Origin of the sequence: Umezawaea endophytica (assembly GCF_025061645.1) — a bacterium.
GTDB lineage: Bacteria > Actinomycetota > Actinomycetes > Mycobacteriales > Pseudonocardiaceae > Umezawaea > Umezawaea endophytica.
In genome coordinates this window covers 1-14,667 of sequence record NZ_JANYMP010000008.1, presented here as the reverse complement: position 1 = coordinate 14,667, position 14,667 = coordinate 1, and the positions used below count along the sequence as shown (strand labels likewise).

At 70.3% G+C, this 14,667-nt stretch carries 12 protein-coding genes; 2 read left to right on the top strand and 10 right to left on the bottom strand.

Annotated features, from left to right (window positions below; genetic code table 11):
- Positions 1-22: 22 nt before the first annotated feature.
- Positions 23-2,581: an ATP-dependent Clp protease ATP-binding subunit gene (locus tag NZH93_RS18080; protein ID WP_259624284.1), complete on the bottom strand. Its 2,559-nt coding sequence runs from the start codon at positions 2,579-2,581 to the stop codon at positions 23-25.
- 331 nt (positions 2,582-2,912) lie between these two features.
- Here NZH93_RS18080 and NZH93_RS18075 point away from each other — a divergent pair, with 331 nt between their 5' ends.
- A complete protein-coding gene (locus tag NZH93_RS18075; protein ID WP_259624283.1) occupies positions 2,913-3,719 on the top strand; it encodes a (2Fe-2S)-binding protein in 807 nt (268 codons plus the stop codon).
- Positions 3,720-3,750: 31 nt separating this feature from the next.
- On the opposite strand, the gene NZH93_RS18070 is transcribed toward NZH93_RS18075, so the two are convergent.
- The 4 genes from NZH93_RS18070 to NZH93_RS18055 all read right to left on the bottom strand — a co-directional run bounded on the left by NZH93_RS18070 (position 3,751) and on the right by NZH93_RS18055 (position 7,229).
- On the bottom strand, positions 3,751-4,545 hold the full coding sequence (locus tag NZH93_RS18070; protein WP_259624282.1) for an ABC transporter ATP-binding protein: 795 nt from the start codon (positions 4,543-4,545) through the stop codon (positions 3,751-3,753).
- A complete protein-coding gene (locus tag NZH93_RS18065; protein WP_259624281.1) occupies positions 4,542-5,600 on the bottom strand; it encodes a FecCD family ABC transporter permease in 1,059 nt (352 codons plus the stop codon). Before NZH93_RS18065 ends, NZH93_RS18070 begins: the two co-directional genes overlap by 4 nt.
- The gene (locus NZH93_RS18060) at positions 5,597-6,604 is read right to left on the bottom strand and encodes a FecCD family ABC transporter permease (protein ID WP_259624280.1); all 1,008 of its coding nucleotides are present in this window, start codon (positions 6,602-6,604) and stop codon (positions 5,597-5,599) included. Before NZH93_RS18060 ends, NZH93_RS18065 begins: the two co-directional genes overlap by 4 nt.
- 274 nt (positions 6,605-6,878) lie before the next feature.
- Positions 6,879-7,229, bottom strand: a complete 351-nt coding sequence (locus NZH93_RS18055; protein ID WP_259624279.1) for a histone-like nucleoid-structuring protein Lsr2 — start codon at positions 7,227-7,229, stop codon at positions 6,879-6,881.
- Between the two features lie 1,095 nt (positions 7,230-8,324).
- On the opposite strand from NZH93_RS18055, the gene NZH93_RS18050 reads away from it, so the two are divergent.
- Positions 8,325-9,104, top strand: coding sequence for a class I SAM-dependent methyltransferase (locus NZH93_RS18050; RefSeq protein WP_259624278.1), 780 nt, complete (start codon positions 8,325-8,327; stop codon positions 9,102-9,104).
- Between the two features lie 42 nt (positions 9,105-9,146).
- On the opposite strand, the gene NZH93_RS18045 is transcribed toward NZH93_RS18050, so the two are convergent.
- The 5 genes from NZH93_RS18045 to NZH93_RS18025 all read right to left on the bottom strand — a co-directional run bounded on the left by NZH93_RS18045 (position 9,147) and on the right by NZH93_RS18025 (position 13,468).
- Positions 9,147-9,932 (bottom strand): type III pantothenate kinase, encoded by a 786-nt coding sequence (locus NZH93_RS18045; protein ID WP_259624277.1) that lies wholly within the window; start codon positions 9,930-9,932, stop codon positions 9,147-9,149.
- Between the two features lie 10 nt (positions 9,933-9,942).
- Entirely contained in the window at positions 9,943-10,413 is a 471-nt protein-coding gene (gene panD, locus NZH93_RS18040) for an aspartate 1-decarboxylase (protein ID WP_259624276.1), read from the bottom strand.
- Between the two features lie 14 nt (positions 10,414-10,427).
- Positions 10,428-11,318, bottom strand: a complete 891-nt coding sequence (gene panC / locus NZH93_RS18035; RefSeq protein WP_259624275.1) for a pantoate--beta-alanine ligase — start codon at positions 11,316-11,318, stop codon at positions 10,428-10,430.
- On the bottom strand, positions 11,315-12,202 hold the full coding sequence (locus NZH93_RS18030; protein ID WP_259624274.1) for a Rossmann-like and DUF2520 domain-containing protein: 888 nt from the start codon (positions 12,200-12,202) through the stop codon (positions 11,315-11,317). Before NZH93_RS18030 ends, panC begins: the two co-directional genes overlap by 4 nt.
- Positions 12,203-12,343: 141 nt before the next feature.
- On the bottom strand, positions 12,344-13,468 hold the full coding sequence (locus NZH93_RS18025) for a PrsW family intramembrane metalloprotease (RefSeq protein ID WP_259624593.1): 1,125 nt from the start codon (positions 13,466-13,468) through the stop codon (positions 12,344-12,346).
- Between the last annotated feature and the right edge of the window lie 1,199 nt (positions 13,469-14,667).

The following is a 14,667-nucleotide window of genomic DNA, read 5'->3' as shown; positions in this document are numbered from 1 at the left end:
TGGGGGCGCTTCGAGGTGGTGCCTACTCGCCGACCGCCTCGTCACCGGCGGACTCGCCGCCCGCTGACGCGGACAGCTCGACCGGCGGGGAGTCGGGGACCCGGTTGGGCTTGGGCTCGCCGCGGAAGACGAAGTGCGCCTTGTCGTCCGGGGTGCCTTCGCCGTCCCAGCCCTCGACGTCGGTGAGGACGATCTGGCCGGCCGTGAGCTCGCCGAACAGGATCTTCTCCGACAGGGCGTCCTCGATCTCGCGCTGGATCGTGCGACGCAGCGGGCGAGCGCCGAGCACGGGGTCGAAGCCACGGGTGGCCAGGAGCTTCTTGGCCCTGTCCGTGAGCTCGATCGCCATGTCCTTGTTCTTCAACTGCGCCTCGACGCGGTTGATCATCAAGTCCACCATCTCGATGATCTGGTCCTGCGTGAGCTGGTGGAAGACGATGATGTCGTCGATGCGGTTGAGGAACTCCGGCCTGAAGTGCTTCTTCAGCTCGTCGTTGACCTTGTTCTTCATGCGCTCGTAGTTCGACGCGCCGTCCTGGCCGGTGGTGAAGCCGAGACCGACGGCCTTGGAGATGTCCGACGTGCCCAGGTTGGACGTGAAGATGATGACAGTGTTCTTGAAGTCCACCGTCCGGCCCTGACCGTCGGTCAGACGCCCGTCCTCCAGCACCTGGAGCAGCGTGTTGTAGATCTCCTGGTGCGCCTTCTCGATCTCGTCGAACAGCACGACGGAGAACGGCTTGCGGCGCACCTTCTCGGTGAGCTGGCCGCCCTCTTCGTAGCCGACGTAGCCGGGAGGGGCACCGAAGAGCCGCGACGCGGTGTACCGGTCGTGGAACTCACCCATGTCGATCTGGATGAGCGCGTCCTCTTCGCCGAATAGGAACTGCGCGAGCGCCTTGGACAGCTCGGTCTTGCCGACGCCGGACGGGCCGGCGAAGATGAACGAGCCGGACGGGCGCTTCGGGTCCTTCAGACCCGCACGCGTGCGGCGGATCGCCTTGGAGACGGCCTTGACGGCGTCGACCTGGCCGATGATCCGCTTGTGGAGCTCGTCCTCCATGCGGAGCAGACGGGTCGTCTCCTCCTCGGTGAGCTTGAAGACGGGGATGCCGGTCCAGTTCGCCAGCACTTCGGCGATCTGCTCGTCATCGACCTCGGCGACGACGTCGAGGTCACCGTCCTTCCACTGCTTCTCGCGCTCGGCCTTCTGCCCGAGCAGGGTCTTCTCGGCGTCCCGCAGCTTCGCGGCGCGCTCGAAGTCCTGCGCGTCGATGGCCGACTCCTTGTCCCTGCGGACGTCGGCGATCTTCTCGTCGAACTCGCGCAGGTCCGGCGGAGCGGTCATCCGGCGGATGCGCATCCGCGCGCCCGCCTCGTCGATGAGGTCGATCGCCTTGTCCGGCAGGAACCGGTCGTTGATGTACCGGTCGGCCAGCGTGGCGGCCGCGACCAGCGCGGAGTCGGTGATCGAGACGCGGTGGTGCGCCTCGTACCGGTCGCGGAGACCCTTGAGGATCTCGATCGTGTGCTCCAGCGACGGCTCGCCGACCTGGATCGGCTGGAACCTGCGCTCCAGGGCGGGGTCCTTCTCGACGTACTTGCGGTACTCGTCGAGCGTGGTCGCGCCGATGGTCTGGAGCTCACCGCGGGCCAGCATCGGCTTGAGGATGCTGGCGGCGTCGATCGCGCCCTCGGCGGCACCCGCACCCACGAGGGTGTGGATCTCGTCGATGAACAGGATGATGTCGCCGCGGGTGCGGATCTCCTTGAGCACCTTCTTCAGGCGCTCCTCGAAGTCACCGCGGTAGCGGGAACCGGCGACCAGCGAGCCGAGGTCAAGCGTGTAGAGCTGCTTGTCCTTGAGCGTCTCGGGCACCTCGCCCTTGACGACCATCTGCGCCAGGCCCTCGACGACGGCGGTCTTGCCGACGCCGGGCTCGCCGATGAGCACCGGGTTGTTCTTGGTGCGGCGGGACAGCACCTGCATGACCCGCTCGATCTCCTTGGAGCGGCCGATGACCGGGTCGAGCTTGCCCTCGCGCGCGCTGGCGGTGAGGTTGCGCCCGAACTGGTCGAGCACCAGGGACGACGAGGGAGTGCCCTCACCGCGACCGCTGGACTCGGTCGGCTCCTTGCCGCCGGAGTAGCCGGACAGGAGCTGGAGCACCTGCTGGCGGACCCGGTTGAGGTCGGCGCCGAGCTTCACCAGGACCTGCGCCGCGACGCCTTCGCCCTCGCGGATCAGGCCGAGCAGGATGTGCTCGGTGCCGATGTAGTTGTGGCCGAGCTGAAGCGCTTCGCGCAGCGACAGCTCCAGGACTTTTTTCGCTCGTGGGGTGAAGGGGATGTGACCGCTCGGGGCCTGCTGGCCCTGGCCGATGATTTCCTCGACCTGCTGGCGGACACCTTCGAGGGCGATCCCCAACGACTCCAGCGCCTTGGCGGCGACACCTTCACCCTCGTGGATCAACCCCAGGAGGATGTGCTCGGTGCCGATGTAGTTGTGGTTGAGCATCCGGGCCTCTTCTTGGGCCAGGACAACCACCCGCCTCGCGCGGTCGGTGAACCTTTCGAACATTCGCACTCCCTGACTGCTGCGCCGGCGGTCCTCGGGCTCACCACTGGCAGACCGTGGAGAGCGCGGCACCGTGCCGACCACTGTAGTCGGCGGGGCCATCGCTCTCAGTTCCCGTGCGCAGCTCGCCGCCCTCGGGGATCTATGACACCAGCTACAACGCACGTCGTGCCAGGCAGATTCCATGAGAGGGCCCGTGTCCGCTTACCGCGAACAGACACCCATTTGGTGGAGTCTTCCGTGACTGGCGTCACTCGGAAGGCGCAACCAAGGATGATCTAGGTAAGGTTAGGCAAACCTCAGCCGAAGATTCCGAACTGCGAGGGCCCTGCCGATGACGATACCGGCGAACGTGCGGACGCGACACGCGTCCACGCCCGTTGCCGAGTCCATCACGCGGGTCGCCACCCGGAGTGATGACGTCGAGGTCCGCTTCGGCCTCCCGGCCGACCGGGGCGACTGGTACCTCTGCTCCGAGATGCTGGAGGACCCGCAGCTCTTCAGCCGGTGGCGCAAGGCGCTGGCCGCGTGGCTGGTCGACGAGTACGGCGAGTCCTCGGACCGCGCCACCGCCGGTTACGTCATGGGCTGGTACCTCGGCGTGGCGGGCGGCCTCGCGGGCCTCCTCTTCCACAGCGCCCGGCGCGTCCCGTCCCTGAAGCCCGCGGACCTGGCCTTCCGCATCGCCGACGACGACCGCCCCCACGTGGCGGGCATCGCCCTCCTGTCGGACGACTTCCTCTGCCTGCCGGACGACCCGGCGGGCAACCACCCGGCGGCCACGGTCGTGGCGGACGAGCAGGCGCTGGCGGCGGTGCTCCGGACCAGGTACATCGCCCACGCCGCGGCCTTCGTCAGCGCCTACGCGCCCACGGTGCGGCTGGGTCGCCGGATGCTCTGGGCGGCGGCCACGGACGCGCTGGACAAGGGCGCCTGGCTGGCGGGCCGCACCTGCGGCGACGAGGCGACGGGCGTCGCCGACGCGGCCATGCTCCTCCCGCACCGCGTCGAACCCCTGACCAGCGCCTCCACCATGCGGTTCGTCGACGGCGAGTGGACGAGGAAGCGCGAGAGCTGCTGCTTCACCTACGTCCTCCCCGGCGCGGACGCCTGCGACACCTGCCCCCGCGTCTGCCGCTAGGGCCCCGCAGGCGCGGGGCCCCGCACGGGCCTCACACCCGGTGCCGGTGCCCGATCGGCACCACGAGCGGCGTCCCCGACACGGGGTCCTCGACCACGCGGGCGTCCAACCCGAAGACCTCCAGCAGCATCTCCTCGGTCAGCACCACCGACGGCGGCCCCTGGACCACGATCCGGCCGCCCTTCATCGCCACGAGGTGCTCCGCGTACCGGGCGGCCAGGTTCAGGTCGTGCAGCACCATCACCACCGTCCGCCCCATCTCGGCGTGCAACCGCTGCACCAGGTCCAGCACGTCGATCTGGTGGGCCAGGTCCAGGTAGGTGGTCGGCTCGTCCAGCAGCAGCAGGTCGGTGCCCTGGGCGAGGGCCATCGAGATCCACGCCCGCTGCCGCTGGCCGCCGGACAGCTCGTCCACGGTCCGGTCGGCCAGCGAGTCCATGTTCGTCAGCTCCAGCGCCTCGGCGACCGCGGCCTCGTCGTCCGAGGACCACTGCCGGTACCAGGCCTGGTGCGGCTGCCGCCCCCGCGCGACGAGGTCGGCCACGGTCAGCCCCTCGGGGGCCTGGGGCGCCTGGGGCAGCATCCCCAGCACCTTGGCCACCTCGCGGGTGGGCACCTGGTCGATCCGCTTCCCGTCCAGCAGCACCGCGCCGCCCCGAGCGGGCAGCAACCGCCCGAGTGCGCGGAGCAGGGTCGACTTCCCGCACCCGTTGGGCCCGATCACGCAGGTCACGGTCCCGCCGACGATGTCGAGGTCCAACCCGTCGACGATCATCCGGTCCCCGTACCCGACGCGGAGATCAGCAGCCTGGAGCCGAACAGTCATACCCGTGCCTCCCGGCGACCGCGGATGAGCAAGTACATGAGGTAGGGCGCGCCGAGCACGGCCGTCACGACCCCGACGGGCATCTCGAACCCGCCGAAGGCCGTCCGGGCGATCAGGTCCGACCCGACGACCAGCAGCCCGCCGACCACGGCCGAACCCAGCAGCGGGGGCGTGGCCGTCGCGGCCAACCGGACGGCGACCTGGGGCGCAGCCAGCGCCACGAACGCGATCGGCCCGGAGGCGGCCGTCGCGACGGACGCCAGCGCGATCCCGATCAGCAGCAGCACGCTCCGGGCGCCGTTCAACCGGACCCCCAGCCCGCGGACGGTGTCGTCCCCGAACTGCAAGGCCCCCAGCAGGTGGGCGCACACGAACGCGGCGGGCATCAGCACCGCCAGCGCGATCCCCACGGGCACCACGTGCTCCCACCCGCGCCCGTTGAGCGAGCCGGTGATCCACACCATCGCGCGTCCGGCGTCCGTGACGTCCCCGACGGTCAGCAGGTATGTGGTCAGGTTCCCGGCGATGGCCGCGATCCCCACCCCGACCAGCACCATCCGGAACCCCTCGATCCCCTTCCGCCACGCCAGCACGTAGACGAGGAGCCCGAAGAAGAACCCGCCCCCCAGCGCGGCGAGCGGGATCCCGACCTCGGCGACGGATCCGGTCAACGCCCCCGTGAAGGTGATGACGGACACGGCCCCGACGCTCGCCCCCCAGGTCACGCCGAGGATGTCCGGGCTGGCCAGCGGGTTGCGCGCGATGGACTGGAAGATCGCCCCGGCCAGCGCGAGCGCGGCACCCACGAACACCGCCGTGAGCGACCGCGGCAACCGCAGGTCCAGCACGATGAACTGGTGGCGGGTCTCCCCGCCGCCGAGCAGGACGTCGAACACCTGCCCCAGCGTGATCGGGAAGTCGCCCAGCCCGATGTTCACCGCCATCACCAGCACCAGCAGGGCGGACCCGACCACGACCAGCAGCAGCGGCCGCCACCGGACCGGCCAGGAGAACGGCCCGATCCGCACGCCCCGACGGGCCCCCACGACGCTCACAGCTTCACCAACTTCTTGCGCCGGACCAGCACGATGAAGAACGGCGCCCCGAAGACGGCCATCATGATCCCGACCTCCAGCTCGGCGGGCCGGGCGACGATCCGCCCGAGCACGTCCGCCACCAGCAGCAGCGCGGCGCCCAGCAGCCCGGAGTACGGGATCAGCCACCGGTAGTCCGGCCCGGTGATCGCCCGCGCGGCGTGCGGCACCACCAGCCCGAGGAACCCGATCGGCCCGCACGCGGCGACCGCGCCGCCGATCAGCAGCGTGATCGCGGTGATGCCGATGATCCGGGTCTGGACGATCCGCTGGCCGAGCGACCGGGCGACGTCCTCGCCCAGCGCCAGCGCGTTCACGCCGGGCGCGTTGGCCAGCGCGAGGAGCAGCCCGAGGCCCAGGAACGGCAGCACCTGGAACAGCACGTCCAGTCCGCGCCCGGCGACCGCGCCGACCTGCCAGAACCGGAACGCGTCCAGGCTCTGCCGGTCGACCAGCACGAGCGCCGACACCAGCCCGTGCATCAGCGCGCTCACGGCGGCGCCCGCCAGCGCGAGCGTGACGGGGGTGGGCCCGGCCCGCCCGGACGACCCGAGCAGGAACACGACCCCGCTGGCCACGAAGGCCCCGAGGAACGCGAACCACACGTACGCGTTCAGGCTCGTGATCCCGAGCGTGAAGATCGCCAGCACGACGGCGAACGCGGCCCCGTGGGTCACGCCGAGGATGCCGGGGTCGGCGAGCGGGTTGCGGGTGTGGCCCTGCATGAGGGCCCCGCCGACGCCGAGCGCGATCCCCACCGCGATCCCGAGCAGGGTGCGCGGGACGCGGAGTTCCCGGATCACCACGTCGTCCTCCAGCCCGGTGGGCGAGGTCAACGCGTGCCACACGCCGTCGAAGGCGATTTCCTTGGAGCCGATCGCGATGCTCGCGATGGTGGCGACGGCCAGTCCGAGCACGAGCAGTGCCAGCCCGACGAGCCGCCGACGGCGCTGCCTTGGTGCCAAGTACCGCTCCTCACCGCGATTCACCCGCTAGTGAGGGAAGCCTAACCGAAGTTCTACGGGTGCCCCAGACCCGCGCCCCGGATGTCGCGCAGGCCACCCATTCGACCGTTCGGCGGTCATTTCGCGACGTTTTTCGCAATGTTGATCAAAGACGTCGACTACCCACCGAAGCCGACCAATCACGTTATAAGCGTCGAAGAGGCGCCGGAACCGAATCCGACGCCTCTTCGTTGATCTACGTAATTGGGGTGGCTCACACCCCTTAAACCGCCGGTCAGCCCTGCTGGTGGTAAGCGTCCAGGACCTCGGCCGGGATACGGCCGCGATCGGACACCTTCATGCCCTGCTTCCGGGCCCACTCGCGAATGGCCTGGTTCTGCTCCCTATCCGCCGACGCCGGACGAGCAGCCGCCTTAACCCCGGCCGGACGACCGGGCCCCCTCTTGCGACCACCGGCGCGACGAGCACTGGTGACGAAGTCGGCGAGCGCGTCCCGGAGCTTGCCTGCATTGTCCGAAGAAAGGTCGATCTCATAGGCGACGCCGTCCAGGCCGAAGCCGACGGTCTCCTCTGCCCTGGAACCGTCCAGGTCATCGACCAGGGTCACGGTGACCTTCTGCGCCATGCGTATCCTCCTGGACTCGAATGCGCGGTACTGCTACCCCGACCGCGACCGAAAACAATGTCGTTGTGCAGGTTAGCGCATAACCGCAGATATGCACCTGCCGACGTCCGAGACGTTACTTCATTCAGCTCTCACGAGACGTGAAACGGCTTCCACATGCCCGAGGCGTCGAAGAGTAGTCGGCCGATACCATTCCCAACACCCACGCTCGGTGGCATTCCGCACCGTCGTGATCGCGGAAAGGCCTGCCGAGGGGCACGGCCACCACCCCCCGCCCTGGCCTGCGCGTCCGCTCACCGGGAGCGCCGCGAACCCGCTGTTCGGGACAGTTCTTGAGGCGGCGCACCAGGTAGGCCTATGGCAGAACAGTTGTGCAAGAAGTCTGCCGAACTACCTGAAGTGATCTACGTCGTCGGGTTCGGACAACGAACACCGGCATCACGAGAGTGGTCCACTCCCCTCGACGGACTTGTCCATACCACCGCGGGCACAACCACCGAAGACCGGGCTGCCCGGTTTGTGCGCAATCCGGACACCTAGTCCTCCCCCTCACCACACACACACGCGCGCAACGACTCCCGCGTTGCAAGACCTCAACTCCACGACCCGAGTTCGGCCGAATCCGGGGTTGCCGAAGGGGCTCCTGTGACGAACACCCGGCCGCCGCCAACCGATAACGCGTGGTCCCGCACCCGGCGCGCCGCGGACGAATTCGGGTTTCCGGTGAGGCGGGACCTCACCGATCGGTAACCGGAGTGACGACCGCCACGAGTCGGGCGGTCCGGGAAGGCGCGAAAACGTGATCGAACACCCGAACCCGGTACTCGAAACGGAAAGCGCTTGCGGTTCGGACGACCACGACACCGTTTCGGGAGAACGACCCGGTCGTGAACTGCTCGGTCTGCGGCTCGCCGATCCCCCGCGTTCCCGGTACCCCGCCCGGATACCGATACCCGGTCACAGCGGGCAATCGCCACCGGATTTCCTCCGGGAACACCACCTCCGCCCTCCCGGCGCACGGCCGGAACGGGCTCCCCCATTGAGACACCGGCGAATTCGAACGGGCCTCTCGACGGCCCTCGGTAGGTTGAGCGGGTGACGAGCGCCGAAGATCGACCTCACCACGACGTCCACCACGCCCGCCGCGCGAGTTCCTTCGGGGCGCGGGCATCCGACTACGCCGCACACCGCCCGGACTACCCGGTGGCCGCGGTGCGCTGGGCCCTGGAACCGGTGTCCACCGGTGGGCCGCTGCGCGTGCTGGACCTGGCCGCGGGCACCGGGAAGCTGACCGGTGTGCTGTGCGCCGAGGGCCACGAGGTCACCGCGGTGGAACCGGACGAGGCGATGCTGTCCGAACTCGTGCGGCTGCACCACGGCGTCCGGGCCCTGCCCGGCACCGCGGAGCGCATCCCGCTGCCCGACGGCACGATGGACGCCGTCGTGGCGGGCCAGGCGTTCCACTGGTTCGACCCGCGACTGGCACTGGCCGAGATCGCGCGGGTGCTGCGGCCCGGCGGCGTGGTCGCCGGGCTGTGGAACTTCGACGACCTCGGCGTGGAGTGGGTCGCGGAGTTCGGCGAGGTGAACGGCTCCAGGGTCAGCGCGAAGGACTTCAGGGGCACGCACCACCTCGACCCGCACCCGCTGTTCACCGACGACTCCGAGGAGGCGTTCCCGCACTCGTTGCGGCGCACGGCGGAGTCGCTGGTGGCGACCGTCAGCACCCACTCGCACGTGCTCGTCTCGTCCGACGAGGAGCGCGAGCGGCTGGTCGCGAAGATGCTGGCGTTCCTGAAGTCCCGCTCGGAGACCGCGACGGGCGAGTTCGACCTGCCCATGCGCACGCTGGTGCGCCGCAAGGTCCGGGTCTGAGCCGCCACGGGGTCGCTCCCGGCCGGGAGCGACCCCGTGGGGTCAGCGCATGTTGCGCTCGAAGACCAGCCGCAGGCCGAGCAGCGTCAGGTCCGGCACGTGGTGCTTGATGGTCGCGGACTCCGACACCACGAGCGGCGCCAGACCGCCGGTGGCGATCACCGTGACCTCACCCGCCTCCGTCGCGCCGAGTTCCTCGATGATCCGCGTGACCAGACCGTCGACCTGGCCGACGAACCCGTAGACGATGCCGGACTGCAAGCACTCCACGGTGTTCTTGCCGATGACCGCGCGCGGGCGGACCAGTTCGACCTTGCTGAGCTGCGCGGCGCGGGCGGCCAGCGCGTCCAGCGAGATCTCGATGCCGGGCGCCAGCGCGCCGCCGAGGAACTCGCCCTTCGCGGAGATCACGTCCAGGTTCGTGGACGTGCCGAAGTCGACCACCACGCAGGCGGTGCTGTGCAGGTGGTGCGCGGCCAGGGTGTTGATCACCCGGTCCGAGCCCACCTCCTTCGGGTTGTCCACCAGCAGCGGCACACCGGTGCGGATTCCGGGCTCCACCACGACCTTCGGCACGGTCGAGTAGTACCGGCCGAGCATCACCCGCAGTTCGCGCAGCACCGCGGGCACGGTGGACAGCGCGGAGATGCCGGTGATCCGGTCGGCGTACTCGCCGAGCAGGCCGCGCATGGTGAGCGCCAGCTCGTCGGCCGTCATCCTGGCGTCGGTGCGCATCCGCCAGTCGCGGACGAGCCTGGCCTCGTCGCCCAGCCCGTCGTACAGGCCGAGCACGATGTTGGTGTTGCCGACGTCGATCGCGAGCAGCACGGGAGTTCCCTCAGTTCTCGGCTTGGATCAGGGCGTCGAGCGCGGCGGCGTCCTCGGTCTCGGCCGCGGTGGCCGTGATCGCGCCGCTGCTCAGACCGGACCCCGCGGGGGCGTGCGCCAGGTCGGCGCCCAGTTCGACGACCTTGTTGTCCGCGTCGACGAAGACGACCTTCGGCTCGTACTGGCGGGCCTCCGCGTCGTCCATCACGCCGTACGCGATCAGGATCACCAGGTCACCGGGCCGCACGAGGTGCGCGGCGGCCCCGTTGATGCCGATCACGCCGCTGCCGCGCTCGCCCGCGATGACGTAGGTCTCCAGCCGGGCGCCGTTGGTGACGTCGACGATCGCGACCTGCTCGCCCGCCAGCAGGTCGGCGGCCTCCATCAGGTCGAGGTCGACGGTGACCGAGCCGACGTAGTGCAGGTCGGCCTGGGTCACGGTGGCCCGGTGGATCTTGGACTTGAGCATGGTGCGGAACATGACGGCCTTCCCCCTCAGTCGTCGCCGTCGCCGAGCAGCACGGCGGCGTTGTCGATCAGACGTGTCTTGCCGACCCGCGCGGCCACGAGCAGCCGGGCGTCGCCCTTCTCCGGAGCCGGACCGAGGTCGGGCGCGCGCAGCTCCAGGTAGTCCAGCTCGACCTCGGGGACGGCCGCCAGCGTCGCCCGCGCGGTGCTCAGCACGGCTTCCGCGCCCTGGGCGCTGACGTGCGCGCCCGCGACCAGCGCCGCGGACAGCGCGACGGCCGCCTGCCGCTGCTCGGCGTCGAGGAACCGGTTGCGCGACGACAGCGCGAGGCCGTCGTGCTCGCGCACGGTCGGCACGCCGACGACGTCGAGCGGGAAGTTCAGCTCGCGCGCCATCCGGTGGACCAGCGTGAGCTGCTGGTAGTCCTTCTCGCCGAACACCGCGTAGGTGGGGCCGACGATGTTGAACAGCTTCGACACGACGGTCAGCACGCCGTCGAAGTGGCCGGGGCGGGTCGCGCCCTCCAACTCGTCGCCGAGCGGGCCGGGCGACACCGTCACGTTGTTGCCCAGCGGGTACATGTCCTCGACGCTCGGCGCGAAGACCAGCCCGACGCGCTCCTCGCCGCAGATGTCCACATCGGACTCCAGGGAGCGCGGGTAGCGGTCGAGGTCCTCGTTCGGCCCGAACTGCAACGGGTTCACGAAGACGGACACCACGACGACGGTGTTCTGCATGACCTGCGCCTCGCGGATCAGCTTCCGGTGACCCTCGTGCAGCGCGCCCATCGTCGGCACCAGCGCGATGTTGCGACCAGCCGCCCGCAGGGTCCGCGTCACCCGCGCGAGCCGCGCCGGGTCGTGGTGGACGGTCACCCCCGTGGGGCTGTAGTCGGCCTTGGTCAGCGGCTTCGTCATTCGTCGTCCTCAAGGGTGGTTCGAACTTCGGTGGCGGCTTCGGGCCGGAGCAGGCCCGCTGCCTCCGCGCGGTCGGCGGTGCGGCGCGCGAGGACGCGGTACGAGGGGAGGACCTCCGGTGCCTCGTGCGCGAGGACGGCGAGGTGCTTGCGGACCGTGCCGACGTCGCCGCGCGACACCGGGCCGGTGAGGGCGCGGTCACCGTGGCGCAGAGCGTTGTCCAGTGCGGCGGACAGCAGCGGGCCGAGCAGCCTCTCGCCGCCGGACACCCCGGCGGAGCGCAGCAGGTCCGTGCACTCGGCGACCAGCGTGACCAGGTGGTTCGCGCCGTGCGCGAGAGCGGCGTGGTAGAGCGGGCGGACGTGCTCGGGGATGCGGACCGGGTCCGCCTCCATCTCCACGACCAGCGCCTCGCCGACGCTCCAGGCGATCTCGTCGTCGTCCGCCGCCGTCACACCGACGCTCGCGGCCGTCATCCGCAGCAGGTCCTCGGCGCGGCCGGTGAACGTCATCACCGGGTGCAGCGCCAGGCACAGGGCCCCGACCTCGGCGGCGGGCGCGAGCACGCCGACCCCGTGGGCCCCGCTCGTGTGCACGACGATCTGGCCCGCGCGCAGCGACCCCGTCGCCGCGAGCCCGCGCACGAGCCCGGAGAGCTCGTCGTCCGGGACGGCGAGCAGCAGCAGGTCGGCGGACTGGGCGACGTCGGGCGGGTCGAGCACCGGGACGTCGGGCAGCAGGTCCTCCGCCCGGCGCAACGAGGCCTGCGAGACGGCGCTGACGCCGATCACGTGGTGGCCCGCACGCGCGAGCGCCGCGCCCAGCACCGAACCGACACGGCCCGCGGAGATCACCCCGACGGCGAGTCTGGCCGGGCGGTTCACGGCGACGTGTCCGCTCGGGTGGTCGCGCTCATTGCGACTGGCTCCTCCTGACGTTCCAGTCCCGACCTTTCCGCGGGTACCGGACGACGGCCGCGAGCGTAATCGGGGACGAATCGAAATGTCCGGTCCGGGTGACCACGTTCACCCCTCCTGACGACTGACCGCCTTCATCGCGCCCGGCGCCGCGACGGCCGCCTGGCGGGCGGCGAGCAGCGTCGAGAGCAGCACCCGGTGGCGGTCGTCCGCGTCGTGGCCCGCCGTGCCCTGCGCCATGCGGTGCCGCAGGAACGCCAGCTCGGTGACCGCGTGCTGGTAGCCGCTGACCGCGCGGGCCGCCTCGTCGCCCACCTTGCGCCGGACCGCGCGCCGCCAGTTCCGGCGGCCCGGCAGGCTCGCCAGCAGCGCGACCTCGCTGGCCGCGATCCACCGGTTCGCCGCCATCTCGGGGAGCTGGGCGGCCACGATGCGCTGCTCGCGGCGGCGCTGCCAGACGACCAGGACAACCATGCCCGCGAAGATCGGCACCATGATCAGGAAGTACAGGTTGATGAACGTCGTGCCGTCGCCGACGGTCGTCGAGAAGTTCCACAGCGAGTGCAGACCCGCCGCGAGCAGGTAGCCGACGATCGGCGCGATGACCCGCACGGCCTTGTTGCCGCTGAGGGCGGCCATGCCGATCCCGATGCCGGTCATCGACGTGAAGAGCGGGTGCGCGAACGGCGCGAGCACCCCGCGCAGGATGAACAGGCCGACGATCCCGCTGCTCGCGGTGCCGAAACCGCCCTCGTTGAAGACCCTGGCGAAGTACCAGATGTTCTCGGTGAACGCGAAGCCCGCGGCGATGACACCCGCGTACACGATGCCGTCCACGACACCGTCGAACTCGCTGCGGCGGCGCAGGAACAGCACCACGAGGAACACGCCCTTCGCGGCCTCCTCCGCCACCGGCGCGCCGATGACCGCCGCGAAGTCGGCCCCGAAACCCTGCTGGATCAGGTCGCCGAGCTCGTGCGCCCGCGAGTTGAACGCGAGCGAGCAGATGGTCGCGCCGAAGGCGCCCCAGGCGAACGCGAACAGGAGGATCTTCGCGGGCTCCGGCTCCCAGCGGTCGACCCACAGGTAGGCCATGATCACCGGCCCGACCGGCACCAGCGCGGCCACGACGCCGACCAGGATCGGGAGCAGGCCGGTGGTGCTGGTGCCCAGCGCGAAGAGCACCAGGCCGGAGCAGGCCAGCGCGATGAGGCCCACGACCGGGAGCAGCACGGTCCAGCGGCGCTGCTCGATGCGCTTGCGGGCGGGAGGCGGCGTCGGCAGTGCGTCGGCGTCGGTCACGGGGAAACTGTAGGGCCCGGTACCGACAGTGGTGGACGGGGAACTGCGGTGTGGGGGTCTGGGGGGCGCGGTGGTGGGTGAGAGGGGTGGGTTGGTGGGTGGGTCGGTGGGTGAGTCGGTGGGTGGGTCGGTGGGTGGGGAAGGCGGGTCGGTGGAGGCTCGGTGGTGGGAGGCGTTGTACGGGGTGGGTGGGTTTTTTGCGCGTGGGGAGGTGCCTGCTCGGCATTTTCGGACGTCGGTGTTGGTGGGGACCGAGTTGGCCGAGGCGTTGTTGGTGCTGTTGGGGCGGGTTGATGCTGCTTTGGGGGCGCCTGAGGTTTTGGACTTCGTGGACGTGGGTGCTGGGGGTGGGGAGTTGGCCGGGGCCGTGCGGGAGTTGGCCTCCGGTGATCTGGGGCGGCGGTTGAGGGTGACCGCTGTGGATGTGGGGCCCGGTCGGGAGGTGGCTGGGGTCGAGTGGGTGCGGGAGTTGCCGTCGGCGGTGGTCGGGTTGTTGGTTGGGCACGAGTGGTTGGACTCGGTGCCTTGTCCGGTGGTGGAAGGGCCGTCTGATGACCCGTGGTTGCGGGTTTGGTGGCCGGTGGGGAGGGGGGAGAGGGCTGAGGTGGGGGCGCCTCGGGATGTGGCCTGGGCGGATGCTGTGGGGCGGGTTCGGGGGGCGGCTCTGGCGGTTGATTACGGGCATGTGAGGGGGGATCGGGTGGGTGGGAGGTATCCGAGGGGGACGTTGGTCGGGTATCGGGGGGGGGGGGGGGGGTGGAACCGGTTTTTGACGGGTCTTGTGATGTGACGGCGCATGTGGCTTTGGATGCCTGTGCGGTGGCTGCTGGTGGGGAGTACGTGCTGGTTTCGCAGCGGGATGCGTTGGGGGTGTTGTTGGCGAAGGAGGTGGGTGGGGACGGGCCGTTGGGGTGGTTGGAGGGGGTGGCGCGGGCTGGGCGGGTTGGGGAGCTGCGGGCCGTGGGTGGGTTGGGGGATTTTGGGTGGTTGTTGCATGGCACGGGTGGGGTGCGGGTGGGGGATTTGTTGCCGGAGTTGCCTGGGTGGAGGCCGTGAAAGGTGGGGCCGTGAGCGCGAGTTCCAGCGTGGTCACCGGGCGGATGGCTGCGGTTCCAGCGTGGTGTGGCCGA